This is a genomic window from Tateyamaria rhodophyticola, from assembly GCF_047777875.1.
Classification (GTDB): domain Bacteria; phylum Pseudomonadota; class Alphaproteobacteria; order Rhodobacterales; family Rhodobacteraceae; genus Tateyamaria.
In genome coordinates, this window is the sequence record NZ_CP180519.1 from 3,310,406 (window position 1) to 3,335,392 (window position 24,987).

The following is a 24,987-nucleotide window of genomic DNA, read 5'->3' on the forward strand; positions in this document are numbered from 1 at the left end:
GCGGTTCAGCCGCGGCGTTGCACCTGTGGCGCGTTTGGCGCAGTCCGGCGGATCGGTGCGTCCAGGCGAAAGGGGATGACCTCTGCCGTGTGGGACGCCTGCATGGCGGGCGGCGGTGGTGCGGACTTCAGCTGCTCCACAAGGTCAGTTCCTTTGGATTCGGATACGACCGTCACGTTCTTTGCCAGACGCGTGTTCTTGCGGGCCGAAATATCGAATTCGACGACATCGCCCACATCAACAAAGCCTTCCGGCAGCTGTACTGCATCGGGTCGTGACAGAAACGCGAGATCACCATGGTCTTCGCACCAGATTACAGCCTTTTCCGCTGCTGGATCGCTCCACAATATTACGCCGATCATTATTCCACCTTGAGTTGGGGCGCTGACATAAAACTCAATTCTGAGGTTAGAATACACGGCAAACACGGCAACGTACGCTTGCATTTTGTGTCTGCGTGATTATCGTGCGGTTGCATTTTGACGTCAGCTGTGATGCTATTCCGCGTCACGACCGTCCGTTACAGTGTCTGTATAGAAGGTTTTGCGCTGGTATCGCGCCAACTGAGTTGACGGAAAGAACCCCATATGTCGGAGACGCGAAAATCACCGGCTGAACTGCGCAGCATGTTCGGAGCCAATTTGCGGCAGCTGGCGCGTACGTATCCGTCCATATCGGAATTGTCGCGACAACTGGGGATCAACCGCACCCAGTTCAACCGCTATCTGTCTGGCGAAAGCTTTCCGCGTCCGGATGTGCTGGCGCGCATTTGTGATTTCTTCGATGTGGATGCGCGGGTTCTGCTGGAACCGGTCGCAGCGATCGAAGCGGGTGACGATCCGCTGAACACGTCATTCCTTGGCCCGTTTCTGGGCCGCGACGTCAGTTTTGTCCCGGAAGAGACGTTCCCCTCCGGCTTTTACCGGTTTTCGCGCCGCAGTTTTCTGGATCAATCCAAATATGTGATTGGCCTTGTCTGGGTGTTTCGAAACAAAAAAACGGCCTTTATCCGCGGGTTCGAGGCCCGCGCCGCGATGGCCGCCCAGGGGTTGCCGATGACCCGTGCGGCACGGGAATTCCGCGGCATGCTGTTTCGTCAGGAAGACGGGGTGGCCTCCATGATCTCACGCCAGGGATCGCGGACGGCATCGTTCAACTTTTTGACGCGGGTGTCGTCGTTCGAACAGAATTACTGGGTCGGATACGTGGCCCGCACGGTCCGTGAAAGTCCGGACAGCGAACGGGTGGTGCGCATGGTGTACGAATATCTCGGCACCGGGGTCGGCCCCGCCAAGGCGGCGGGCAAGGCCGGCGGGTATTGTACGGCGGACGCGCTGCTGCCGTTTCACAGCCGGCTGTTGCAGCCCGACACGCCGTTTCGTTAATCGCCGCGGGGCAGGGCGGCGACACCCGTGCGCGCCACTTCGATCAGGCCAAGGGGCCGCATCAGGTCGGCAAACGCGTCGATTTTCTCTGGCGCGCCGGTGATCTCGAAGATGAAGCTTTCGAGCGTGCTGTCGACCACATTCGCGCGGAAAATATCGGCCAGCCGCAACGCCTCCACCCGCTTGTCGCCCTGACCCGCGACCTTGAACATCGCCAGCTCCCGTTCGACAGACGGACCTTCGACGGTGAGATCGTGCACCTCATGCACCGGGATGATCCGGCCCAGCTGTGCCTTGATCTGTTCGATGACTTGCGGCGTGCCAGTGGTGACGATGGTGATGCGGGACAGGTGTCCCTGATGATCCACCTCCGCCACGGTCAGGCTTTCGATGTTGTAGCCGCGCCCTGAAAACAGACCAATCACCCGCGCCAGAACGCCCGGTTCATTCTCGACCAGAACGGCGAGCGTGTGCCGCTCTTCGACGTCCGAAAAAGTGGGCCGCAGGTTGTATGCGGAATGGCTGGTGGCGCCTTTTTTGATCTTTAGTGCGGACATTGCGGGAACCCTTTGGGACTGGATGTGTTGAGCCGGGGTGTTACATGGCGCGTCACCTCGTGCGCGCGCTTGACCCCCTTATCGACAGGAGACGGACTTTGATCACTCATGACGCCATATTCTTCGGCGCAATCGGCACTGTGGCCGATACGTCTGACATGCAGCGCCGGGCATTCAACGCGGCCTTTGCCCAGGCCGGGCTCGACTGGGAGTGGAGCGCGCAGGACTACGCCGGAATGCTCGCCACCGTGGGCGGCGTGAACCGGATTGAGGCCCATGCGGCGCGGACCGGCACCGATGTGGACGCCAAGGCGCTGCACGCAGCCAAGTCGCGGATTTATCAGCAGATGCTCGCCGCGCGGGGCGTGCCGTTGCGCCCCGGTGTGGCCACGTTGTGCGAAAGTGCGCGCGCGGCGGGCCAGCGTCTGGGCTGGATCACCACCACGTCCCGCGCGAATGTGGACGCGATCCTCGATGCGGTGGATGGGCTTGATGCGGGCACGTTCGATCTGATCACCGACCGGAGCATGGTCCGCGCCCCCAAACCCGATCCCGAGGTCTATACCCTCGCGCTGCAACGGCTGGGCCTTGCGGCGGCGGATGTTCTCGTGATCGAAGACACGCCCGAAAGCGCGCAGGCCGCCGCTTCCGCCGGATTGCAGGTGGTCGCCTTTGAAGGGGCGGCACCGCCGGACAGCGCGTGGCCCGAAGGCTGCACGCACGTGTCCGACCTGTCCGAACTGCTGGGCGGTTCTGCGGTCAACGTGGCCGCAGAATAGATCCAGGTTCTGCATCAGATCACACCAGCACGGAACCCTTGGCGTCGATGACGCCTTGGGTTTCGGCCTCGCCCAGCAGCATTTCGTTGTGGGCCTTGCCCGACGGGATCATGGGGAAGCAGTTTTCGTGCTTTTCCACCAGACAGTCGAAGAGCACCGGGCCGTCGTGGTTGATCATCTCCATGATCGCATCATCAAGGTCATCGGGGTCAGAGCACAGAATGCCCTTGGCCCCGAACGCTTCGGCCAGCTTCACGAAATCGGGCAGGCTTTCGGACCACGAATGCGAATAGCGCTCACCGTGCAAGAGTTCCTGCCACTGGCGCACCATCCCGAGGCGTTCGTTGTTCAGGATGAACTGTTTGACCGGCAGGTTGAACTGCATCGCCGTCCCCAGCTCCTGCATGTTCATCAGCCATGACGCCTCACCCGCGACGTTGATCACAAGCGCCTCCGGGTGCCCCATCTGCACGCCGATGGACGCCGGGAAGCCATAGCCCATGGTGCCCAGCCCCCCGGAGGTCATCCAGCGGTTCGGATCCTCGAACCCGAGATATTGCGCGGCCCACATCTGGTGCTGGCCCACTTCGGTACAGATGTAGCGGTCATGATCCTTGGTCAGCGCTTCCAACCGGGCCAGCGCATGCTGCGGTTTGATCACCTTGCCCTTCTGTTCGAACTTGAGGCAATCGACAGCGCGCCATTCGTCGATCTTCGACCACCACTGCGCCACGGCGGCGCTGTTGGTCTTGCGCCCGCGCGATTTCCAGACCTTGAGGATGTCCTCAAGCACGTGACCCACATCGCCGACAATGGGGATGTCGGCCTTGATCACCTTGTTGATCGAGGACGGGTCGATGTCGATATGCGCCTTTTTCGACTTGGGCGAAAACGCGTCGATGCGCCCGGTGATCCGGTCGTCGAACCGCGCGCCGATGTTGATCATCAGATCGCAATCGTGCATCGCCATGTTCGCCTCATAGAGACCGTGCATGCCCAGCATCCCCACCCATTTTTCACCCGACGCAGGGTAGGCCCCGAGGCCCATCAGCGTGGACGTGATGGGAAAGCCGGTGGCCTCCACCAATTCGCGCAACAGCTGGCTCGCGGCGGGGCCGGAATTGATCACGCCGCCGCCGGTATAGAAGATCGGGCGTTTGGCCGTTTCCATGGCGGCGACCAGTTCAGTGATCTCTTCCATGTCGCCCTTGAGGCGCGGTTGGTAATGCGAGGCCGACGGTTTTGGCCCATTATAGGTGCCGGTGGCAAACTGCACGTCCTTGGGGATGTCCACCAGAACGGGGCCGGGCCGGCCGGAAGTGGCCACATGAAACGCCTCGTGCATGGTGGCCGACAGCGCATCGGTCTCCTTCACCAGCCAGTTGTGCTTGGTGCAGGGGCGGGTGATGCCAACGGTGTCGGCCTCCTGAAACGCGTCCGATCCGATCATGAATGTGGGCACCTGGCCGGTCAGCACGATGATCGGAATGCTGTCCATCAGCGCATCGGTCAGGCCGGTGACCGCGTTCGTGGCACCGGGACCGGAGGTCACAAGACACACGCCGGGTTTGCCGGTCGCGCGCGCATATCCTTCGGCAGCATGCACCGCGCCCTGTTCGTGGCGCACAAGGATGTGCTTGATCGAATTCTGCTGAAAGACCTCGTCATAAATCGGTAGCACCGCGCCTCCGGGGTATCCGAATACTGTGTCCACACCCTGATCGATGAGGGCTTGGACGACCATTTTCGCTCCGGTCATTTGACGTGTCATATCCGCGTGCTCCGATTGCGGTTTCATTTTTGTGCCGCGCAAAAAAAAGGCCCCCGGGTTTCGGGGGCGCATGGGTGTCGGTTTGGATTTCCGTTACCGGCCCATGCGCTGTCTTACCAGAATGTCTACGAGTACGGTCATTGACCGGAGACCTCTTGATTGCGTGTGCGCGGACCGTATGCATGTCCGCGGGCAGGGTCAACAGGCCAACTTGCGATAAATGTGTCTCTGAGTGAAAAAAATCAGCAATATTGTTGCCGAATGGTCGCGACTGGCGACAGATCAGGAATTTTGAGCGTGGTTTAGCGAGATGAACTGCTCAACCCGTCGATATTTTCACGTGCCGTGGCGGCCAGGTGCTGGATTTCCTCGGCCAGCGATTTGAATTCGACCGCAATCACGCCAAGCCCCTTGCCTGCCTCGCCCACGCGCGCCGCCTCGACCGAGGCGTTGAGCGACACGAGCCGGACGTGTTTACCGATCCGTTCGAGCCGCCCCAGAATGTCGCCAATCGCCTTGCCGCTGTCATGTGCGTGCCGGGTGTCCTCATCCCGTTGCCGGTCAAGGTCGGCCCACAGCCCGTCGCAAATCTCCGTCACCGCGTCATAGAACTGACCCCGGCCAAAGGCGAAATGTGCCTTCATCACTTCATCCAGCGCCTGATCACTGCCCGTGAGGGCGTCGTGCAGATCCTGCGTCAGTTTGAACATGTGATTGAGCACGTTCATTTGGGCGGTCTGCTGCGCGGTGTGCGCTGCGATCCAGTCGCAGATGTCCTGCGGCAGCACGTTGAGCGGGTCCTTGCCCTGCATCAGGCTGTAGGATCGTTTGATCCCGTCAAACTGCTCTTCGAACTTTTCGCGCCACTGTGCGCGTATCTCATCGCTTTCCGGCGTGATCGGATGCGGGCGCAGCAAATAGGTCCCGAAGAGCGCGCATCGGATCATGCGGGCGCGCAGGGTGGCAATCATGTCGATCGCGGCACGCCTGTGCGCAAAATGCGACGTGTCCGATTTGTCGGCAAAAGACGGCGCGGGGTGGTGCAGGGCAACGTTCATGCGCGCAGTTAGCCCGACTTTAGTAAAGCTCGCGTTACCGTGAGGGTGTCAAAGCGCATTTCCCGTGCCTTGCAGCACGCCATGTTCCAGCGCGTAGCGTGTCAGACCGGCCGTGGATGAAATTCCGAGCTTGCGCTTGATGTTCTTGCGGTGCGTTTCGACCGTGCGGACGGAAATGTCTAGCGTGCCTGCCACTTCCTTGTTGGACATGCCTTGCGCCAGTTGCAGCAGGATCGTCTGTTCGCGCCCGGTCAACGCGTCCCCCGCGCCGCCCGGTTTCGGCGCGATTGCACCTTCGGCACCGGTACACAGATAGCGTTCGCCCTGCATCACCGTGTCAATGGCGGTCTTGATCTCATCCGTCGGCACATCCTTGAGCACATATCCCATGGCGCCGTGGCTGAGCGCGGAGGTGATGTATTCGGGGCTGTCATGCATGGACAGGATCAACACGCGGGTGCCGGGGCGTTTTTCCAGCACCAGTTCCGTGGCGGTGAGCCCGCCCATTTCCGGCATGTTCAGGTCCATCAGGATCACGTCCGGATCCATGTCCCCAAGCGCATCAAGTGCCGCGCGCCCATTGCCAAGGGTGGCCAGCACCTCGATGTCGTCGTGTTCTTCGAGTACGGATTGGATGCCTTGGGCGACCATCGGGTGATCATCGACGATCATGATACGTGTCGGGGTCATGCGCGTGCACGCTCCTTGGAATTGGCGGTGTTTTCCGGGGGTAAAAGGTGGGTCAGAGGCACCGTGACCTCGATCACGGTGCCGGTGCTCTTGCCGGCAGAGGCGAGGATGCGGAATTGCCCGTCCAGCTGTTCCACACGTTCCTGCATGTTGCGCAGGCCCAGACCGCTGGCGCCCTGACGGACGCGCGCGGGCAGGCCCACGCCATTGTCACTGATGCGCAGGGTCGCGCCGCGGCGGTGGCCGCGCAGGTCCACCGACACATGGCTGGCCCCGGCGTGACGCTCGATATTGGTCAGCGCCTCCTGCGCGATGCGGTAGAGCGCAATCTTGGCGTCCTGATCAAGGCGATTGCGAAACACGACCGTGTTGAAATCCACAGACACGCCCGTCCGTGTGCCAAAATCGTCCACCAGCGCCTTGAGCGCAGGCCCAAGGCCCAGATCATCGAGCACCCCGGGCCGCAAGTCCCGGCTGATCCGGCGCACCTCGGCAATCGCCGTGCCCAGATCGTCGATCCCGCGTTCCAGCGGATCGCTGGCGGTGTCGGGCGTGCGCTGCAACCTGCGGCGCGCGCTGTCGAGCGCATAGCGCACACCAACCAGCATCTGGCTGATCCCGTCATGCAATTCACGCGCGACGCGGCCACGTTCCTCTTCCTGTGCGTCGAACACCCGCTGCGTCAGCTTCTTGAGCTTGGCATCCGCCAGCCGACGCTCGCGTATGTTGAGCGCCATGCCCGAGCCAAACACCAACAGCAGCGCGGCCAGCGTGATCCCGAGAATATAGTAGAAGGTGCGTTGCACCCGCGCTTCCACATCGGCGCGCGCCGCCGCCACGGATGTCAGCACATCGTCGATGAACACGCCCGTGCCCACCGCCCACCGCCACGACGGGAAAGACGTGACATAGGTGATCATCTCTGCCTCCTGCCCATTGGACGGTTTGGGCCACAGATGTGTCAGGTATCCATCGCCCTGACGCGCAATCTCGATCAGTTCGGCGACCACGGGCGTGCCCGCGCTGTCGGTCAGCGCCATGTGATTGCGGTTGATCATCCCGGTCTGGCGCGGATTGACCAACGCGGTGCCATCGTAATCATAGACAAAGAAAAACCCTTCATCGCCATAGATCATCGCGGACAGGATCTGGTTCACCTGATCCTTGGCCTGCTGGTCGTCGGGCGCGGCAGAGCCATAGATGAAATAGAACCCGTTGCGCGCCTGCGTGACGTAGTTGCGCAACTCGCGCTTCTTGGCCTCGATCAGCTCGACTTCGAGCGTCTGGATTTCCCGTTCGGCCAACGCACGGGACTGTACGGCGACCAGAAACGCAATCGCCGCCACCGCGAGGATAAGCGGCACAGCCGCCACCAGTGACAGCTTTTGCGCATAGGACAGGCGCGGATAGGGCAGGGCACGCAGCATGACCGAATCGATACGATGCTTTGGCCCCGAATCAAAGTCCGCGCCTTGTTTGTTTGGGCGCTAACAGCGACACGGTCCCGTGAAACCGGGCGTGATCCGTAAAATAAACATTAAGAATCACCCGCTCTGGCCACGCGCCTACGCAGTACTAGGTATTTCATTCGGCCGCCTCGTAAGTATGGTGTGCCGCACTCGAAACGATCCGCCCGTCCATTCGACAGGGTCGGGCATCCAAATCTGGGAGGATTACTTTCATGGATCGTCGCTCTTTTCTGAAAACATCTGCGCTTGGTGGTACAGCCGCCGCCGCAACCACGCTGGCCGCACCGGCCTATGCCCAAGGCAAGCGCACCCTGACCATGGTCACATCGTGGCCCCGCGGGTTCGCCGTTCTGGACGACGCGGCAAGCTATCTTGAGCAGTTCGTCGGCGAAATGTCCGACGGTCAGCTGACCATCGACAAGAAAGCCCCCGGCGAGCTTGTCGGCGCGTTCGAAGTGTTTGACGCTGTGTCCTCGGGCCAGGCGGACATGTATCACTCGGCTGACTACTACTTCATCGGTCAGCACCCGGCCTATGCCTACTACACAGCCGTGCCCTTCGGCGGCACAGCGCAGGAAGTGACCAACTGGTACGAGCATGGCGGCGGTCAGGAACTGCACGACGAGCTGGGCCAGATCTTCAACCTCAAAGGCCTGCTGGCGGGTAACTCCGGTTCGCAGTCCGGTGGCTGGTTCCGCAACGAGATCAACTCGGCCGCTGACTTCAACGGTCTGAAGTTCCGTATGCCTGGCCTCGGCGGCAAGGTGCTGGGCAAACTGGGCGCTTCTGTTCAGAACATCCCCGGCGGTGAACTCTATCAGGCGCTGTCCTCCGGTGCTCTGGACGGTCTGGAGTGGGTTGGCCCGATGGCTGACGAACGCGCCGGCTTCCAGGAAGTGGCGAAGGTGTACTACACCGCCGGTTTCCACGAGCCGGGTTCGGCTCTGGCCGCCAACGTCAACCTCGACGTCTGGAACGACCTGACGCCGCAGCATCAGGCGATCCTGCAAAACGCCAGCCGCGCGACCACGTACTTCCAGCTGTCCGAGACACTGGCAAACAACGGTGCGGCCCTGGCGCGTCTGCAGCAGCAAGGCGTGAAAACCCTGCAGTTCTCCGACGATGTGTGGGATGCGTTCGGCGCAGCCTCCGCCGAAGTCATGGACGAGAACATGGGCGACGAGCTGTTTGCGAAAACACGCAAGTCGTTCGAAGAAAGCCTCGCCACATCGGCCAGCTGGATCAATAAGTCGGACGGTTACTACGTCGAACAGCGCGTGCGCGTGCTGGGCGGCTAAGCCGACATCTGACGAATTGCCCAAGGGCTCCGGGTTTATCCCGGGGCCCTTGGGTCTGCGAGACATTTGCAGGTGACGCCGGGAACCGGCGACCAAGGGGGGCACATCATGGGCGATGAGACCGAGGGCAGAGGCGTGCTGCTGACGCTGGTGGACGGAATTGTCTGGTTTTTTCAAAACCTTGCGATCGGAGCTTACGATCTCCTCTGGGCGATATTCCATCCCGCGTTCTGGCTGGACTGGATCACCTGGAACAACACGACCGAGGACAAGCTGTCCTTGATGAAAGTCGTCTACTACGGCGGCTCTGTTGAATTCTTCTTTGCGGTTCTGGCACTGATCCTGATCGTCACGGCCATCGGTCTGTGGCGCAACGCATTCATGTGGGGCTGCGTGCGCGTGCTGGAGGGCATCGCCAATGGCGTGGGCCGGTTCGCCGCGTGGGCGGGCCTTTTGATGGTGATCCAGCAGATCATCATCGTGTTCATGCAGCGCATCTTTACCCGGCCCGACATCTCCATCGGCTTTGGTATTCCGCTACAATTCGACATTTCGTGGTTTGCCGAAGAACTCAAACTTTACAATGCCTTGGTCGTCTGTCTTTGCGTGACATATACCTTTGTGCAGGGTGGGCACGTGCGGGTGGACCTGATCTATTCCGCCGTGTCGCACCGGACCAAGCGCGTGATTGACATGATCGGTGCGGTGATCTTCATGGCACCGTCGGCGATCCTGATCTGGATGTATGGCTGGTATTTCCTGTGGCGCCACCTCGTGACGCCGAAACCGGCGGCCAGCTGGACGCTGGAGCGGGCCGAACGCTCTGCCGCAGCAGTCCGCTGGAACGTGGAGACCATCGGGTTCAGCCCCAACGGCTTTAACGGCTACTTCCTCTTCAAGATCCTGCTGGTGGCCTTTGCCGGGCTCGTGTTCCTGCACGCCATCGCCTTCTTCTACCGCTCTTACCTTGAGTGGAAGGAGGGCCCCGAGAGCGAGGGCAAGTACCTCGACCGCGATACGCTGGGCGAGGGCGAAGAAGCCTATGAGGGGACACATTGATGACCCTTCGCACCACCACACCATGCGCGCCGCGCGCGACAGAACTGAAATAGGGACAGAGATATGTTGTTTGGACTTGATGGCGTCGAAATCGGCCTGATCATCGTCTTTGTCTGCCTGTTTGGCGGCATCCTTTCCGGCTTTCCGGTGGCGTTTGCCATCGCTGGGGCCGGGGTCATCTCCTTTGCGATCATCGCGGCCCTCGACAGTGCGGGCCTGCTGATCCACCAGGCGATCGACGAAAGCGCGCAAGCCTATCGCGATCTGGTGAATTCCGGGGTGAAACCCGACACCATATCGGTGTTCAGGTTCCCGGATTTGCCACGGATCGAGGAGCCAGTGTTCCCGCGTGGCTGGGAAGTGGCGCTGGACCGGAACGTGTCCTTTGTCGTGAACCGCATGAACGAACGTGTGCTGGCGGGCCAGTCGATTGAAACACTGCTGGCTGTGCTGATGTTCGTTCTGATGGGCATCACGCTCGAACGCTCGAAAATCGCCAACGACCTGCTGACCACCATGGCGCGCGTCTTTGGTCCGCTGCCGGGCGGTCTGGCCGTGTCCATCGTGGTTGTCGGCGCGTTCCTTGCGGCCTCTACCGGGATCGTGGGCGCGACCGTTGTGACCATGGGCCTGCTCGCGCTGCCCACCATGCTGCGCAACAATTACTCGCCCGAGATTGCGACAGGTGTCATCGCGGCCTCCGGCACGCTGGGGCAGATCATTCCGCCCTCCATCGTGATCGTTCTGCTGGGCACGCTTGCGGGCGACCTCTATTCGGCGGCACAGGAAAGCCGCGCGCAGGTTGCGGGCTGTACCGACGCGCTGACCTATCTGGGAGAGCCTGCGGTTCTGTCTGTGGGCACGCTGTTCCAGGCGGCTCTGCTGCCCGGCATCATGCTGGCGCTGCTCTATGCGCTTTATGCCTTTGGCTATGCGCTGTTGAACCCGGAAAAGGCCCCGGCGGTCGAGATGGGCACCACCAATGCCGAGCCCATCACGCGCGGTGAAGCGTTCACATGGTTCTTGGGCGCGCCTGTCCTGATCATCGTGGGCACCATTTTGCTGGGCAACCTCAATGTGGTGGGCAGTCAGTCAACCACGGTGTCGTCCTTCTCGGATGTGGGGGCGTCGGCCAGCCTGCGCACCAATGTGAGCGAAGACTGTCAGGCCTCTATGATCGAATTGCACGGTCAAGAGGCGTGGGATGCAGCCCTTGCGCAGCAGGCGGAGATCGACGCCGCGGGCGTATCCACGCAGAGCGAAGCGCTCTCCGAGGAAGAGATCGCGGCCTCCGTTCAGGCCAAGGTTGACAGTGCAGCGCCAATTGGCACCGGCACGGCAATCCTGCTGATCCTGTTGGGTCTCATCCTGACCACGGCCAAGGGCATCGCGCCCAGCCGGGACAACCGCCCGCTGATCATCGGTGGCATCGGTGTGGTTCTGGCGCTGCTGGCGGACATCGTTCTGATCGGGCCGCTGAACAGCGCGGGTTATTATGTGTTTGTCATGCTGATCCCCTTTGCGCTGATCCTCTACGGGGCGGTCGAGGGCGTGAAACGCTGTGCGCAGAATGAGCTGATCCGGGTTGTGTTCCCGCCGCTGGTTCTGATCGTGGCGGTGCTGGGCTCCATCCTGGGTGGGATCACAAACCCGACGCCGGCGGCAGCACTTGGGGCAGGTGGGGCGATCATGCTCGCGGCCTATCGCAAGCTGACAGATCAGGATCGCAGTCCAAAGATCATCATCTGGTCCACGCTGGCGATCATCGTCTGTATCCTTGTGGGGGTGAATTTCGATCTGCGGATCAATCAGGACAACGTGTCGGCGCAAAGCTGGTTCGGCTTTACCATCGCCTATGCGGCCTATCTCTATGCGCTCTTTGGCCTGCTGTTCTCCTGCTATATATTGTGGACCAGCGGTGTTCTGGCGCCGGTGGTGCGCGAGACGGCCAAGGTGACGTCGATGGTGTTCACCATCCTGATCGGCTCGCAGCTCTTGAACCTCGTGGTGATCTCTTTTGGCGGGGAACACTATATCCAGCAGTTCCTGAAGTCCTTCGACAATGAATTCACAGTGTTTCTGATCGTGATGCTGGTGCTGTTTGTGCTCGGCTTCGTGCTCGATTTCCTCGAGATCATCTACATCGTGATCCCGATTGTGGGGCCTGTGATCTATGGCGGGACGTTTGATCCGAAATGGGTGACGATCATGATTGCGGTGAACCTGCAAACCTCGTTCCTGACGCCGCCGTTTGGCTTTGCCTTGTTCTATCTGCGCGGGGTGGCGCCGAAGGAGGTCACGACGGGCCACATCTACCGCGGGATCATACCGTTTGTGTTGATCCAGGTGGCGGGGCTTGCCCTGTTGTGGACATTCCCGGGCATCGTGACGCTGATCCCGGATCTGATCCCGAACTGATCCCTGCGCGGTCAGGGCATGACGTGATCCAACGGAAAGGGCGGCCCATTGGCCGCCCTTGTTTCATTTTATCGATAGAGGCGCTGCGCGCCGGGGGGCTTTGCCCCCACGCCTGACGGCGTTCCCCCAGGATTTTCTGGAACAGAGACGGGGTGATCAGCGCGTCGGGCGCGTATCGGGGAGCGAGATGTTGGCGACCTGCTCGGCGATGGGATCGGTGGAGAGCGGGTGTGTGTCGGGGCTGAAGTTTTCGGGGTCGCGCATCTGTTGCCAGCGTCCGCCGAGATAAACCTCGAGCCCGGAGAATTTGGATTTATAGCCCATCTTCTGGCTGCCGGGCACCCAATAGCCGAGGTAGACATAAGGCAGCCCCGCCTCGCGGGCGATCTCGATATGATCGAGGATCATATAGGTGCCGAGCGAGCGCTGCGGTGCGTCGGGGGTGTAGAAGCTGTAGACCATGCTCAGCCCATCGCTGAGCACATCCGTAAGGCTGACGCCCATCAGCGCATCGCCGTTGGTATATTCGACGACGCGGCTGCGGATCGGGGTTTCTTCGATCATGGCGGCGAATTCAAACACGTCCATATCCGCCATCCCGCCATCGGCGTGGCGGCTGTCGAGATAGGTGCGGAAGAGGGCGTATTGGTCCTCTGTGGCCCAGGGCGATGTTGCGCGCCGGTCGAGATCGGTGTTGCGCCTTGCGGTGCGCTTTTGGCTTTTGGTGGGGGCAAATCGGCTGACGTCAATGCGGGCCGACAGGCAGGCAGAGCATTCCGCACAGGAGGGCCTGTAGAGCACGTTTTGCGAGCGGCGAAAGCCCTGCTGGCTCAGGCTGTCATTTAGCTTTTCCGCGTTTTCGCCTTGCAGGGCCGTGAACAGTTTGCGCTCCATCCGCCCGTCGAGATACGGGCAGGGTTGGGGCGCAGTCACGTAGAACTGCGGAGCAAGGGGAAGTGTGTGACGCATGGATGACCTGAGTGGGTTGCCCGTGATGATAGCAAGCCATTTGCGCCACGCAACCCTGCAATGGTTGCAACCTCAGGGTTATTTCGGTCCAATCGAGTTGCGTCAGGGTTGTTAGCCGCGCCGGTTCAGCGCGGCGGTGCCCAGAACCATGTCGGTCAGCCCCTGGCCGCGCCCCGAAGTTGCCATCAGAATGATGGAGATCAGTTGGAGCGGTGCGACGGCCCAGCTGATCGTGTAGCCGAGCGTGTGCAGGAATGCGGTGCCAAGGTCGAACCGTGCCCCGTTGGCGGCGCGGAATTCAATCGCCATGAGGCGCATGCCCAATGTGGCCGAGCCGCCGGTGAGTGTGATCACACGGTAGGCGAAGCTGACCACGGCCATCAGGCCGAAAAAGAAGAACAGCGCGACAAAGGCGGTGAAGGGCAGGATCAACAGGCACAGCAATACGATCAGGATGGTGTCGATCACCCAGGCCATCAGGCGTTTGGCCGCGACGTCGCGGTAGAATTGCGGTTGGGTGACGGGGTCGGCGAGGTGCATCGCGGGTCTCCGGTGCGCGTGGGATGCAGGCCCCGGATCTACCGGGGCCCGTTTGGGTCAGTCTTCGGATTTTGCGGCTTCGGCGCGTTCGTCCATGAATTGGTCGAATTCGGACTTGTCCTTGGCTTCGCGCAGCCGCTCGAGGAACGCTTCGAAATTGTGCTGCTCGTCTTCGAGACGGCGCAGGGTGTCGGCCTTGTACGCGTCAAAGGCCGAATTGCCGGTCGAGCGCATGGTGGTCATGGTGCGCCCCATGCGGCGGGATGTGCAGGACTTGGAAAACATGCGTTTGCTCCAGATCATATATGCCAGCAGGGCGAGGCCCACAGGCCAGAAGAAGATGAACCCGATAACCATGGCAGCGATCCAGGCGCCCTTGCCCCGGTCATCAAGCCACCGTTCGCTGCGGGTGAACCACCCGTCCGAGCGATGCTCTATGGGTGCAGATGAGGTCATGGACGTCATTTCTCAAACCTTTCATGAGGGGCCTTTAATGAGGGGCAAGGCCCGTTTGGGTGTATGTGAATGCCTTTCACATATCATAAATGGGTGCTGCCCCGGGGTTTGCAAGGAGAAATGTGAAAGATATTCACATAAGCTCGTTTTAGTCTGTAAATTCAAATATTTGCGCGCCAGAAATTCGCAAGAGATCCAGCGGTTTCGCGCGAAAGACATGGTGCGGTGTGCCGGCTGCGGCCCAGATCACGTCAAATTCCGACAGACGCGGGTCGGCAAAGGCGCGGATCGGGTTGAGGTGGCCCACCGGTGACACGCCCCCGATGGCAAAGCCGGTCTGCGCCCGGATCAGCGCCGCATCCGCCTTGCCCAACGGTTCACCCGCGAGGACCGCCGCGCGGTCCGGGTTCACCTGATTGCCACCCGCAGTCAGGAACAGAAGTGCCTCGCCCGTGGTTTCGCCCCGAAAGATGATGGATTTGGCGATCTGGTCGATTTCGCATCCGATGGCGGCGGCCGCGTCCGCAGCGGTGCGGGCCAGGGGCGTTTCCATGATTTCGGTGTCGATTTCAGCGGCTTCAAGGGCGGCGCGCACGCGTTTCAGACTTTTGCTCATGCGCCGAGCCTAGCCACTCCTGCCCGCGGGACAAGGGGCATTGACGACGCCGAACGGGCGGGGAAGGGTGCGCATCATGTCACTGATGTCGTCCCTGACCCGCATGCCGCGCCCCCATCAGCCTGACCGGGGCCGTGATGTTGCGGCGGCGGTTGCCGTCACCGATCCGGTTGCGCGCGACCTGATCGCGGGTGCTGCGGGGTGCAGCCCGTATCTTGCCAGCCTGATCGAGAAGGAGACCGCGTGGCTGCCGGGCGCGCTGGAGGCGCCCGAGACCGCGTTGGCCGACGCATTGTGCGCGCCGTCAGATGTGCCCCTGAAGCCCGCGTTGCGGCAGGCGAAACGGCGGGTTGCGCTGCTCACCGCACTTGCCGACCTTGGCGGGGCATGGTCCCTGGAACAGGTGACGGGGGCGTTGACCGACCTTGGCGATATGGCGTGCGAGGTGGCGTTGGCCGAGGGGCTCGCCCTGCAACGCAAGCGGGGTAAGTTGCCCGACGGGGAGGTCGGGCTTTTTGTGCTGGCCATGGGCAAGATGGGTGCTGCGGAGCTGAACTACTCCTCCGACATCGACCTGATCTGCCTCTTTGACGAGACGCGTCACGAACCTGCGGACTATGCCACGATCCGCAGCGCCTGCGTGAAGGCGGTGCAGCACATGTGCGGGACGCTCAGCGATTTGACCGAGGATGGTTATGTGTTCCGCACCGATCTGCGCCTGCGCCCGGATCCGTCAGTGACGCCGGTGGTGATTTCCACGGGTGCGGCGGAACGGTATTACGAAAGTGTCGGGCGCACATGGGAACGGGCCGCCTATATCAAGGCGCGCGTGTGCGCCGGAGACATTGCGGCGGGCGAGACGTTTCTGAAGGAGCTGCGCCCGTTTGTGTGGCGGCGGCATCTGGATTTTGCGGCGGTGCAGGATGCGCATGACATGCGGCTTGCCATCCGGGCGCACAAAGGCACGGGCGGGCCGATCACGCTGCCGGGGCACAACATGAAACTGGGGCGCGGTGGCATCCGCGAGATCGAGTTTTTCACACAGACGCGCCAGCTGATCGCGGGCGGGCGCGATCCCGATCTGCGCGTGCGCGGCACGGTCGAGGGGCTCGAACATCTGGCGCGCAAGGGGTGGGTGACCGGCGGTCAGGCGGCGCGGCTGAGCGATCACTACCGCTTTGCCCGGACGGTCGAACACCGGGTGCAGATGGTACAGGACGCGCAGACCCATGCGTTGCCGCGCAACGACGAAGGGTTTGACCGGCTTGCGGCGATGATGGACATGGACCGCGACACGCTGTGCCAAACGCTGCGCGCGCGCCTGTCCGAGGTGCATTCCGAAACCGAAGGCTTCTTTGCGCCCGGCGCGCGCGCAGAGGCGCCGCCTGCCGCAATTGATCCCGGTATTCAGGCGCGCTGGCGCAACTATCCGGCGCTGCGGTCCGAACGGGGGGCTGCGCTCTTTGACCGGATCGAACCGATGCTGCTGGCCCGCCTGAACGAGGCCGCGCGCCCGCATGAGGCGCTGTTGGCCTTTGACGGGTTTCTGGCCGGGTTGCCTGCGGGGGTGCAGCTGTTTTCGCTGTTCGAGGCAAACCCGTCGCTGGTGGATCTGCTGGTGGACATCGTGGGGACGTCGCCCGCGCTGGCGCAATATCTGTCGCGCAATGCCCAGGTGCTGGATGCCGTTCTGGGCGGTGCGTTCTTTGAACCATGGCCCGGGCAGGTCGCATTGCAGTCAGATGCCGCCAAAACGCTGGACGCCGTCCCGGATTACGAAGGCAAGCTGGACGCGATCCGGGTCTGGGCCCGCGAATGGCACTTTCGCGTGGGCGTGCACATGCTGCGCGCGTTGGTGACACCGCAGGAAGCCAGCCGTCAGTATGCCGATCTGGCGCAGGCTTGCGTGGCGGCCCTCTGGCCCGAAGTGGTGGCGCAGTTTGCCCTGCGGCACGGGTCGCCCCCCGGTCGGGGCGCGGTGGTGGTCGCGATGGGATCGCTGGGCGCAGGCACATTGTCGGCGCAATCCGATCTGGACCTGATCGTCGTCTATGACGCGGCGGGGGTCGAGGCGTCGGATGGCAAGCGTCCCTTGCCCGCGCGCACGTATTATGCCCGCCTGACCCAGGCGATGATCACCGCAATCACGGCGCAGACGGCGCGCGGGCGGCTTTATGAGGCGGACATGCGCCTGCGCCCCTCCGGCAATCAGGGACCCGTTGCGACCAGCTGGTCATCCTATGCGCATTACCAACGCAACGAGGCGTGGTTGTGGGAACATCTGGCCCTGACCCGTGCGCGGGTTGTGGCGGGGGCAGACAGCCTTGGCGATGACATCGAGGCCTTGCGGTGCGAGGTGTTGCGTCTGCCGCGTGAGACAAATGCCGTGCTGGCCGAACTGTCCGACATGCGCGCCCGCATCGCCGCCGCCAAGCCCCCCGGCACCGTTTGGGACATCAAGGTCGGGCCGGGCCGGTTGCAGGATATCGAACTGCTGTCCCAGGTCGGGGCGGTGCTGACCGGAACCGCAGACCGCACGCCCGCCGCGGGCCTTGCGGCGGCGGTGGAGGCGCGCATTCTGGGTGCCGCGGAGGCCGAGAGCCTGACACGGGCGCACACGCTCTTTGCAGCCGTGCAAATGGCAACCCGTTTGCTCAGCACCGGCGCAATTGTTGCAGAGGATGTCGGTACGGGTGGGCAAGCGATCCTGTTGCGTGTGACACAAGCCAAGGACATGGCGGCGGCCGAGGCATGCTTGGCCGATGAGTACGCGCAGGCCGCACGGATCATCGACAGGGTCCTGGGCGACGCCGGGCAACAGGGAGCGGGATGATGACGAAACAGGGTGGCGCCAACGACCCCAAGGCGCTCATTTACGAAGCCTACCGCATTGACGGCATCACCAAGCCCGATTGCCGCACCATCTTTCTGGATTGGGCGCTGAGCCTTCCGGTGGAGCGTCCGCAGGACGAAGCCCTGCGCGTGCTGCTGTCGGAGTATGGCACGGCACATCCCGATCACCCCATGACGGAGGTCCTGCGCGAGGGGCAGCAGGCGATCGCAACACCGCGCCGCCGGGGTGGCTGGCGCAGCCGTGCGGGCCGGTCGCAGTCCTGAAACCGCCGCGAAACAATCCCGCAAACCACTCAAATTTGTCCAAAATTCGCCCCAATTCGCAATCATGGTCTTCTCCATAACCTATGGTGGCACAAGACCGCCAAACCGATTGGAGAGTGGACATGAAACGCATCAAGATTGCACTGCTGCTGGCGATGGGCGGGCTGGTTTCGGCCTGTGGCGCGCCGGTTGTGCCAACATCAACGGCACCGTTCGAGGCGACACCACTGTCGTCGGTCAATGCGCCTGCGGGTCAGATCGAGGCGGTGCGCGCACCGCTGACGGACGTGACCGTGGACGCCATCACCATCCGCGTGCCCCGGTCGCTGACCGTGTCCGAGGCGAACCGCTATCTGCCCAAGGGCGATATCGTCTGGCGCGGTGACGCCATCGGTGATCGCCATCAACAGGTGGCCGATATATTCAACACGGCGATGACCCGCGGGACCGAAGCGCTGGACGGCGCGTTGCCGGTCGCGCTGGACATCGAAGTGCAGCGCTTTCACGCCCTGACGGAAAAGGCCCGCTATTCCGTGGGCGGCGTCCACAACATCACCTTTGCGCTGACCCTGCGCGACCCCAAAACCGGTGTCCCGCTGGCCGAACCGCGCATCGTGCACGCTGACCTGGATGCCTTTGGCGGCAAACAGGCCCTGCAGGCCGATGCCCGTGGCCAGACGCAAAAGGTGCGCATCACCGCGCATCTCGCCGAGGTCATCCGCCAGGAGCTGACACGCGCCGAAGGGTTTGAAAACCCGCGCCTCGGCTTCATCCAGGCGATGAACCACCAGCAAAAGTAACCTTTCGCATCCCGCGACAAAGACGTAGAGGAGGGCGCAATGACTGCGCCCTCTTTTTCCGTTGCCGACCGTCCGCGCGTCCGTTTGCGCCCCAAGGTCGACGCCCGCCGCATCCGCCACGGCCATCCGTGGGCCTATGCCAATGAAATCGTGACCGATCGCCGGACCAAGGCGCTGGCCCCCGGCACGCTTGCCGTGCTCGAGGATGACGCGCGCAACCCGATGGGTGTTGTAGCGGTGAACCCGGCCTCACGCATCTTTGCCCGCATGATCGACCGTGACCCGGCCGCGATCATTGACGAGGCCTGGTTCGCGCGGCACCTGACCCGCGCATTGGCGCTGCGCGCGCGGCTCTATGATGCGCCGTTCTACCGGTTGATCCATGCCGAGGCGGACGGGTTGCCGGGTGTCATCATCGACCGCTTTGGCGATGTTCTGGTGATCCAGCCCAATGCGGCATGGGCTGACGTGCTGCTTGAATCGCTGATGGCGGCGGCCATGACCGTGACCGGGGCCACAACGGTGATCAAGAACGCGTCCGGCAGAACCCGGAGCCTTGAGGGGTTGGATGACATCTCCGGCGTGCCGCACGGGCTGGCGCCGGGCGCACCGATCGAGGTGCCGATGAACGGTGCCACATACCTTGCGGATGTGATGGGCGGGCAGAAAACCGGGCTTTTCTTTGATCAACGGCCCAACCACGCCTTTGCCCAGCGTCTGGCCTCGGGCGCGCGTGTGCTGGACGTGTTTTCGCATGTGGGCGGGTTTGGCCTTGCGGCGCTGGCAGGGGGGGCGGCGCATGTGACGGCGGTGGATGGTGCGGCACCGGCCCTTGGGCTTGCGGCGGAAGGTGCGGCGCGGATGGGGGCCGCAGACCGGTTTGCCACGCGCCAGGGCGACGCGTTCGACACGTTGGCCGCGCTGGCGGAAGAGGGCGCGCAGTTCGATTTGGTGATCTGTGATCCGCCAGCCTTTGCGCCGTCGAAACAGGCGCTCGATGCGGGCCTGCGCGCCTATGAGCGGATTGCACGTCTGGGTGTCGCGCTGGTGGCCGAAGGCGGCGTGCTGGGCCTGTGCAGCTGTTCGCACGCGGCGGATCTGGGCAAGTTCCACGGCGCATCGGCGCGCGGCATCGGGCGGGCCGGGCGGTCCGCCGCACTGCTGTACACAGGATATGCCGGACCCGATCATCCGCAGCTGCCGCAACTTGCCGAAAGCGGATATCTCAAGGCGCTGTTTTTCCGCCTATGAAGATCCTGATCGACGCCAACGTGCTTTTTCCGACCGTCATGCGCGAGGTTGTGCTGGGTGCTGCGCGGCAGGGGATTTTCACGCCGCTCTGGTCGCCACGCATCCTCGAGGAGTGGGCGCGGGCGGCGGCACGGATTGATGCTGCGGCAGAGGCGCAGGCGCGCGGAGAGATTGCACAGCTGAATGCCGCATGGCCGCGGGCGTCACAATCCCATCCGCCCGAATTGGAACATCGGTTGTGGTTGCCGGATGCAAATGACGTCCACGTTCTGGCCGCAGCGATTCACGGCCACGCGGATGCGATCATGACGATGAACGCCAAGGATTTTCCGCGCAACGTCCTCGCCGAAGAGGGGCTGACGCGGGTGGATCCGGACGGCTATCTGCTGGGCTGTGCGCAAGCGCATCCGGAGCCGATGGCACATGTCGCGGCCCAGGTGCTGCAAACCGCGCGGGATCTGTCGGGCGATCCGTGGACCTTGCGCGCCTTGTTGAAAAAAGCGCGCCTGCCGCGCTTGGGCAAGGCGCTGGAGACGTCCCCGCGCGCTACTTGAAATACCCGTCCACGGCCTGGTCCATCTGCTTGAGCACGGATGTGTTCAGCTTGAGCATCTTTTGCACCGTGATGTCATCGACCGCCTCGCCCGCATGCATGGCATCCAGCGTCGGGCGCATCTTGCTCCAGAACAGCTGCGCTGTGCGGAAATTGCGCGCCACACGCGCATCGGGTGGCGGTGCCAGTTCCGCGTCCCCTTCGGCCAGTCGCACGAACAGCGTGTCAATCTGACGAAGGGTGTGAACCAGCTGGGTGCGCATCTCATCCCCGCCAAGGGCAAAGCGGACATAACACCCTTCGCGCAGGGCGCGTTGGGTCAGCATCCGCACCGATGCGGCGGCCTGTGCCGCCCGTGCCGCATCCTCGCTCAGCTTCAGGTCCGCACTGTTGTCGAGAAAATGCGCGGCGAGGCTGTTTGCGCTGTCCGTGACAAGATCGGTTTCAATCATGATGTGACGCATAACGACGGAATGCAGGTCACCGGCGATGATCTGCCGGATCGACGGGACATAGCCGCGCCAGACATGGGATGCGGTTTCAATCGCGGCAAGGCTTGATGCATCGGAAACCGGCGTCAAGCCAAGCCAATCATGCCCATCCCGCAATGCGCCCAAAGTCGTGCGATAGGTATCCGACAGTTCGAGCGCACGCGCCCCCTGACGCTGCGCATCCACGCCGCCCATGGCAAAACAGGCAGACGCGCTCATCCCCTGTACGAGGGTCGCCTGACGCAAGGCCAGCGCCACACGCGCCCCGTCGTCGGACGCGCCAAACGTGACCTGCGGCAAAGCGCAGGCCAGCATCATCGCGCAAACCCGGAGAAGCGTCTGCATGGATCCCCTCACAACCAGTTGCTTGGGGGTTTAGTCACAAGGGGTTACCGAGATGCTAAGATGAGTGTTCGATCTGCCACTGATCTTGCAATTTGCGCAGCGCTGCGATGCGTTCGGCCGTTTTCGGGTGGCTCATCAGCCAGGCGGGGGCCGCACCTGCACGCGCATTGGTCAGCGTCTCCAGCTTTTCGAACATGGAGATTTGCGGGCTGACACCGATGCCCGCCTTGGTCAGCAGCGCGGCCGCATAGGCGTCGGCCTCATATTCATCACTGCGCGACAGGCGTGCGGCCAAAAGACTGGTCAGGATACCGGCAATCCATACGCCCACACCGGGAATGAACCGCGACAACACCATCGCCAGCGCCGTGCGCAGCGCATTCTGGCCGGAAAAATCGATCATCCGCCGCCGACTGTGGCCCAGGGCAACATGGCCCAGCTCATGCGCAATCACACTGGCCATTTCGGCCGCAGAAACAGACCCGTCCCGGAATTTGTTGTAAAACCCGCGCGTGATGAAAATGCGCCCATCCGGTGCCGCCAGCCCGTTGATCGGGTCGATCTCGTAGATGTGCACCCTGATCCGGGGCAGGTCGAGCGCCGCGGCCATCTGGTCGCACATCTGGCGCAACATGGGATCGGCGAGTTCCGTCGATTGCGCGTCCAGTTCGCGCGAGGTCCGCCAGACCGAAAACCGGTACATCACAAGCCCATAAAGCAGGGCCAATAGGATCGGGGTGAATTTGATCATGTGCTGAATATGGGGCCGCTCGCGTGCTTCGGCAACCGCGCTCAGACGTCCCAGGCAACGGGCACGGACAGTGGTCCGCGAAAGGCCCATCCGGCAAATGTCACATCCCCGGCAAGGCGCAGGTTCGGCAGCTGATCAAACAACATCGGCAGCGCGTGCCCGGCAATGAGCGTGCGCGACGCCGCCGCCCCGGCGCAGAAATGCGGCCCCGCACCAAAGGGGATCGCAGGCCCCGTGTCGCGGGTCACATCAAAGCGGTCGGGATCGTCGAAATGCGCATTGTCCCGGCAGGCCGAACCGAACATGAAAAAGATCAGCTCATCCGTTTCAAACTGCACATCGCAGGTGGTGTCGTCCCGCGCCACACGGCGCGGCGACATGCCGATGGGCGCGACAAGGCGGACGTATTCGTCAAACGCATTGCCCCATGTGGCCGTGCCCGCAGTGATCTGTGCGTATTGATCGGGATGGGCCAGCAGCGCCCAGACGGTGCCCGCAATGGCATCGCGCGGCTCGTTCTGGCCGCCGCCGATGATGACGCGCACGTTGCCTGCGATCTCATCAAGGGTCAGCTCCGCCTGATCCAGCACCGAGATGATCGACAGGTCCGGTGCGGCGCGCAGCTCCGGCAGCCGCGCCGTGATGAGCTGCATCACCCGGTCGGCATAGCCATGGCCGCGCGCGTCGACCTCTGGGTCACCGCGGTAGTTCGCCGCCGCGTCCAGCATCGCCTGGCTCGCCGCGTCCATGTCCGCAGCTTCCATATTGGTGAGGCCCGTCATCAGGCGCAGCGCATCCGCCGCTACGGGCATCGCATAGTCCGTGACCAGATCGCAGGTGCCGCGCGGCCTGAGCCGGTCGATATGGCCCTGCACGATGTCGTGGAACTGCGGGGCCAGAACGTCGCGCACCGTACGCGGGCTCAGCGCGGGGAACAGCGCCTTGCGCTCGCGCATATGCGCGTCACCATCCTTGCGCATCATGTTGGACCCCATGACCCGTGTCAGCAGTCCGTTGGGCTGGTGGCTGGAGAAGACGTCGATGCGCTTTTCCTCGCGGAACACGTCGTCGCGCCGGGTGAACAGTGTGGCGCCCAGTTCTGGCACAAAGCACACCGGCGTGTCGCGGCGCATCTGCGCCAGAACAGGGTAGGGGTCGGCGTGGAAGGCGGCGGGATCGATATGAACAACGGGCGCGGATGACATGGGCCGACGCTAGCGCAGCGTCGCATCCTGGGAAAGCGATTAACGCGTCAGCGCGCGCATCCCCCGGCTCAGCCCTTCGAGGGTCATGGGCACCATCGCCTCCGCGCCAAAGATCTCCTGGATCATCGCAATGGAATGCGTGTAGGGCCAGTATTTCTCAGGCACCGGATTGATCCACAAGTTGGACGCCCACTGATCCCGCGCCCGTTCCAACCAGACCTGACCGGCCTCCGCGTTCCAGTGCTCGTTCGCCCCACCGGGATAGGCGATCTCGTAGGGCGACATGCTGGCGTCACCCACAAAGATACATTTGTAGTCGGGGCCATAGGTGCGCAGGATTTCATGCGTGGGCATCTGCGCATCCCAGCGGCGACGATTGTCCCGCCAGACACCCTCATAGAGACAGTTATGGAAGTAGAAATACTCCAGATGCTTGAACTCCGCGCGCGCGGCCGAAAACAGCTCTTCAACCACTTTGATATGCGGGTCCATGCTGCCGCCGACATCGAGGAACAGCAGAACCTTGACCGCATTGCGCCGCTCGGGCCGGGTCTGCACGTCGAGATATCCGTGTTCGGCCGTGGCGCGGATGGTGCCGTTCAGGTCCAACTCCTCCGCCGCACCGTCCCGTGCCCACCGGCGCAGGCGTTTGAGTGCCACCTTGATGTTACGCGTGCCCAGCTCGACCGTGTCGTCCAGGTTTTTAAATTCTCGCTTGTCCCAGACTTTGACCGCACGTTTGTGGCGGCTTTCCTTCTGGCCGATGCGCACACCTTCGGGATTGTACCCATACGCCCCGAAAGGCGAGGTGCCGGCGGTCCCGATCCACTTGTTGCCACCCTGATGGCGGCCCTTCTGCTCCTCAAGACGTTTCTTGAGCGTTTCCATGAGTTTATCGAAGCCACCTAAAGCTTCGATCTCGGCGCGCTCTTCCTCGGAGAGATGCTTTTCCGCCAGCTTCTCCAGCCAGTCGGCGGGGATATCCACCGCCTCCATCACCTGTTCGATGCTGATCCCCTCCAGCCCCTCAAAGGCGGCGGCAAAGGCGCGGTCGAACTTGTCGATGTTGCGTTCATCCTTCACGAGGCTGAGGCGCGCCAGATAATAGAACGCCTCGATATCATAGGTGGCAAGACCGGCCTGTAACCCTTCGAGAAAGCTGAGAAATTCGCGCAAGGAGACAGGGATGCCCGCGCGCCTCAGATTCTCGAAAAACGGCAGGAACATCAGCCAAACACGCCGTTGCGGTCGAGGATGATGGTCACGACCAAACCCAGCAGCGCAAAGGCGATGCCATAGACGGCGGCATATTGCGCGATGTCGAGGCCCTTGCCGCCACGCTTTTTCGCTGTGAACCCACCGATCAAACCACCGATCAGTGCCGCAGGGATATAGATCATAAACGCGCC

25 protein-coding genes are annotated in these 24,987 nt (G+C 62.5%); 10 read left to right on the forward strand and 15 right to left on the reverse strand.

Going from position 1 to position 24,987, the window contains the following annotated elements; translation table 11 throughout:
• Positions 1 to 5: 5 nt before the first annotated feature.
• Positions 6 to 362, reverse strand: coding sequence for a hypothetical protein (locus ACERHN_RS17780; RefSeq protein ID WP_415920352.1), 357 nt, complete (start codon positions 360 to 362; stop codon positions 6 to 8).
• Positions 363 to 587: 225 nt separating this feature from the next.
• Between ACERHN_RS17780 and ACERHN_RS17785 the strand changes: the two genes are divergently transcribed.
• Positions 588 to 1,385 (forward strand): helix-turn-helix domain-containing protein, encoded by a 798-nt coding sequence (locus tag ACERHN_RS17785; RefSeq protein ID WP_415920353.1) that lies wholly within the window; start codon positions 588 to 590, stop codon positions 1,383 to 1,385.
• On the opposite strand, the gene ilvN is transcribed toward ACERHN_RS17785, so the two are convergent.
• Complete coding sequence (gene ilvN / locus ACERHN_RS17790) at positions 1,382 to 1,942, reverse strand: acetolactate synthase small subunit (RefSeq protein ID WP_415920354.1); 561 nt, start codon at positions 1,940 to 1,942, stop codon at positions 1,382 to 1,384. The genes ACERHN_RS17785 and ilvN overlap by 4 nt on opposite strands.
• A gap of 98 nt (positions 1,943 to 2,040) precedes the next feature.
• Here ilvN and ACERHN_RS17795 point away from each other — a divergent pair, with 98 nt between their 5' ends.
• A complete protein-coding gene (locus tag ACERHN_RS17795; protein ID WP_415920355.1) occupies positions 2,041 to 2,721 on the forward strand; it encodes an HAD-IA family hydrolase in 681 nt (226 codons plus the stop codon).
• Positions 2,722 to 2,740: 19 nt separating this feature from the next.
• On the opposite strand, the gene ACERHN_RS17800 is transcribed toward ACERHN_RS17795, so the two are convergent.
• From ACERHN_RS17800 to ACERHN_RS17815, 4 genes are all read right to left on the reverse strand, one after another.
• Complete coding sequence (locus ACERHN_RS17800) at positions 2,741 to 4,492, reverse strand: acetolactate synthase 3 large subunit (RefSeq protein WP_415920356.1); 1,752 nt, start codon at positions 4,490 to 4,492, stop codon at positions 2,741 to 2,743.
• Between the two features lie 302 nt (positions 4,493 to 4,794).
• On the reverse strand, positions 4,795 to 5,550 hold the full coding sequence (locus ACERHN_RS17805) for a methyl-accepting chemotaxis protein (RefSeq protein WP_415920357.1): 756 nt from the start codon (positions 5,548 to 5,550) through the stop codon (positions 4,795 to 4,797).
• A 48-nt stretch (positions 5,551 to 5,598) separates the two neighbouring features.
• Positions 5,599 to 6,240 carry a response regulator transcription factor gene (locus tag ACERHN_RS17810; RefSeq protein WP_415920358.1) on the reverse strand — a complete coding sequence of 214 codons (642 nt, stop codon included), beginning with the start codon at positions 6,238 to 6,240 and terminating at the stop codon, positions 5,599 to 5,601.
• On the reverse strand, positions 6,237 to 7,667 hold the full coding sequence (locus ACERHN_RS17815) for a cache domain-containing protein (protein ID WP_415920359.1): 1,431 nt from the start codon (positions 7,665 to 7,667) through the stop codon (positions 6,237 to 6,239). The genes ACERHN_RS17810 and ACERHN_RS17815 overlap by 4 nt, the downstream gene beginning before the upstream one ends.
• Positions 7,668 to 7,921: 254 nt before the next feature.
• On the opposite strand from ACERHN_RS17815, the gene ACERHN_RS17820 reads away from it, so the two are divergent.
• The 3 genes from ACERHN_RS17820 (at position 7,922) to ACERHN_RS17830 (ending at position 12,484) form a co-directional block, all read left to right on the forward strand.
• Positions 7,922 to 9,007 carry a TRAP transporter substrate-binding protein gene (locus tag ACERHN_RS17820; RefSeq protein ID WP_415920360.1) on the forward strand — a complete coding sequence of 362 codons (1,086 nt, stop codon included), beginning with the start codon at positions 7,922 to 7,924 and terminating at the stop codon, positions 9,005 to 9,007.
• Positions 9,008 to 9,115: 108 nt separating this feature from the next.
• Positions 9,116 to 10,066 carry a TRAP transporter small permease subunit gene (locus tag ACERHN_RS17825; RefSeq protein WP_415920361.1) on the forward strand — a complete coding sequence of 317 codons (951 nt, stop codon included), beginning with the start codon at positions 9,116 to 9,118 and terminating at the stop codon, positions 10,064 to 10,066.
• A gap of 63 nt (positions 10,067 to 10,129) precedes the next feature.
• Positions 10,130 to 12,484, forward strand: coding sequence for a TRAP transporter large permease (locus tag ACERHN_RS17830; protein ID WP_415920362.1), 2,355 nt, complete (start codon positions 10,130 to 10,132; stop codon positions 12,482 to 12,484).
• A gap of 156 nt (positions 12,485 to 12,640) precedes the next feature.
• Here the strand turns inward: ACERHN_RS17830 and ACERHN_RS17835 are convergent, their stop codons facing one another.
• The 4 genes from ACERHN_RS17835 to ACERHN_RS17850 form a co-directional block, all read right to left on the reverse strand.
• The gene (locus ACERHN_RS17835) at positions 12,641 to 13,453 is read right to left on the reverse strand and encodes an arginyltransferase (RefSeq protein WP_415920363.1); all 813 of its coding nucleotides are present in this window, start codon (positions 13,451 to 13,453) and stop codon (positions 12,641 to 12,643) included.
• 111 nt (positions 13,454 to 13,564) lie between these two features.
• On the reverse strand, positions 13,565 to 13,993 hold the full coding sequence (locus ACERHN_RS17840) for an RDD family protein (protein ID WP_415920364.1): 429 nt from the start codon (positions 13,991 to 13,993) through the stop codon (positions 13,565 to 13,567).
• A gap of 57 nt (positions 13,994 to 14,050) precedes the next feature.
• The gene (locus ACERHN_RS17845) at positions 14,051 to 14,458 is read right to left on the reverse strand and encodes a DUF2852 domain-containing protein (RefSeq protein WP_415920365.1); all 408 of its coding nucleotides are present in this window, start codon (positions 14,456 to 14,458) and stop codon (positions 14,051 to 14,053) included.
• A 139-nt stretch (positions 14,459 to 14,597) separates the two neighbouring features.
• A complete protein-coding gene (locus ACERHN_RS17850) occupies positions 14,598 to 15,065 on the reverse strand; it encodes a YbaK/EbsC family protein (RefSeq protein ID WP_415920366.1) in 468 nt (155 codons plus the stop codon).
• Positions 15,066 to 15,141: 76 nt separating this feature from the next.
• On the opposite strand from ACERHN_RS17850, the gene ACERHN_RS17855 reads away from it, so the two are divergent.
• The 5 genes from ACERHN_RS17855 to ACERHN_RS17875 all read left to right on the forward strand — a co-directional run bounded on the left by ACERHN_RS17855 (position 15,142) and on the right by ACERHN_RS17875 (position 20,787).
• Entirely contained in the window at positions 15,142 to 17,898 is a 2,757-nt protein-coding gene (locus tag ACERHN_RS17855; protein WP_415920367.1) for a glutamine-synthetase adenylyltransferase, read from the forward strand.
• Complete coding sequence (locus tag ACERHN_RS17860) at positions 17,898 to 18,182, forward strand: hypothetical protein (RefSeq protein WP_415922764.1); 285 nt, start codon at positions 17,898 to 17,900, stop codon at positions 18,180 to 18,182. Before ACERHN_RS17855 ends, ACERHN_RS17860 begins: the two co-directional genes overlap by 1 nt.
• A gap of 122 nt (positions 18,183 to 18,304) precedes the next feature.
• On the forward strand, positions 18,305 to 18,982 hold the full coding sequence (locus ACERHN_RS17865) for a DUF6778 family protein (protein ID WP_415920368.1): 678 nt from the start codon (positions 18,305 to 18,307) through the stop codon (positions 18,980 to 18,982).
• 39 nt (positions 18,983 to 19,021) lie between these two features.
• A complete protein-coding gene (locus ACERHN_RS17870; RefSeq protein WP_415920369.1) occupies positions 19,022 to 20,233 on the forward strand; it encodes an RSP_2647 family RNA methyltransferase in 1,212 nt (403 codons plus the stop codon).
• On the forward strand, positions 20,230 to 20,787 hold the full coding sequence (locus ACERHN_RS17875) for an RSP_2648 family PIN domain-containing protein (RefSeq protein ID WP_415920370.1): 558 nt from the start codon (positions 20,230 to 20,232) through the stop codon (positions 20,785 to 20,787). The genes ACERHN_RS17870 and ACERHN_RS17875 overlap by 4 nt, the downstream gene beginning before the upstream one ends.
• Here ACERHN_RS17875 and ACERHN_RS17880 read toward each other — a convergent pair.
• The 5 genes from ACERHN_RS17880 to ACERHN_RS17900 are packed head-to-tail and all read right to left on the reverse strand — an operon-like array spanning position 20,780 to position 24,978.
• A complete protein-coding gene (locus ACERHN_RS17880) occupies positions 20,780 to 21,622 on the reverse strand; it encodes a hypothetical protein (RefSeq protein ID WP_415920371.1) in 843 nt (280 codons plus the stop codon). The two genes, ACERHN_RS17875 and ACERHN_RS17880, sit on opposite strands and share 8 nt — an antisense overlap.
• 55 nt (positions 21,623 to 21,677) lie before the next feature.
• On the reverse strand, positions 21,678 to 22,373 hold the full coding sequence (locus tag ACERHN_RS17885) for a M48 family metallopeptidase (protein WP_415920372.1): 696 nt from the start codon (positions 22,371 to 22,373) through the stop codon (positions 21,678 to 21,680).
• 41 nt (positions 22,374 to 22,414) lie between these two features.
• Complete coding sequence (locus ACERHN_RS17890) at positions 22,415 to 23,578, reverse strand: cytochrome P450 (RefSeq protein WP_415920373.1); 1,164 nt, start codon at positions 23,576 to 23,578, stop codon at positions 22,415 to 22,417.
• 39 nt (positions 23,579 to 23,617) lie between these two features.
• Entirely contained in the window at positions 23,618 to 24,805 is a 1,188-nt protein-coding gene (locus ACERHN_RS17895; RefSeq protein WP_415920374.1) for a vWA domain-containing protein, read from the reverse strand.
• Complete coding sequence (locus tag ACERHN_RS17900) at positions 24,805 to 24,978, reverse strand: apolipoprotein acyltransferase (protein ID WP_415920375.1); 174 nt, start codon at positions 24,976 to 24,978, stop codon at positions 24,805 to 24,807. The genes ACERHN_RS17895 and ACERHN_RS17900 overlap by 1 nt, the downstream gene beginning before the upstream one ends.
• Positions 24,979 to 24,987: the final 9 nt, after the last annotated feature.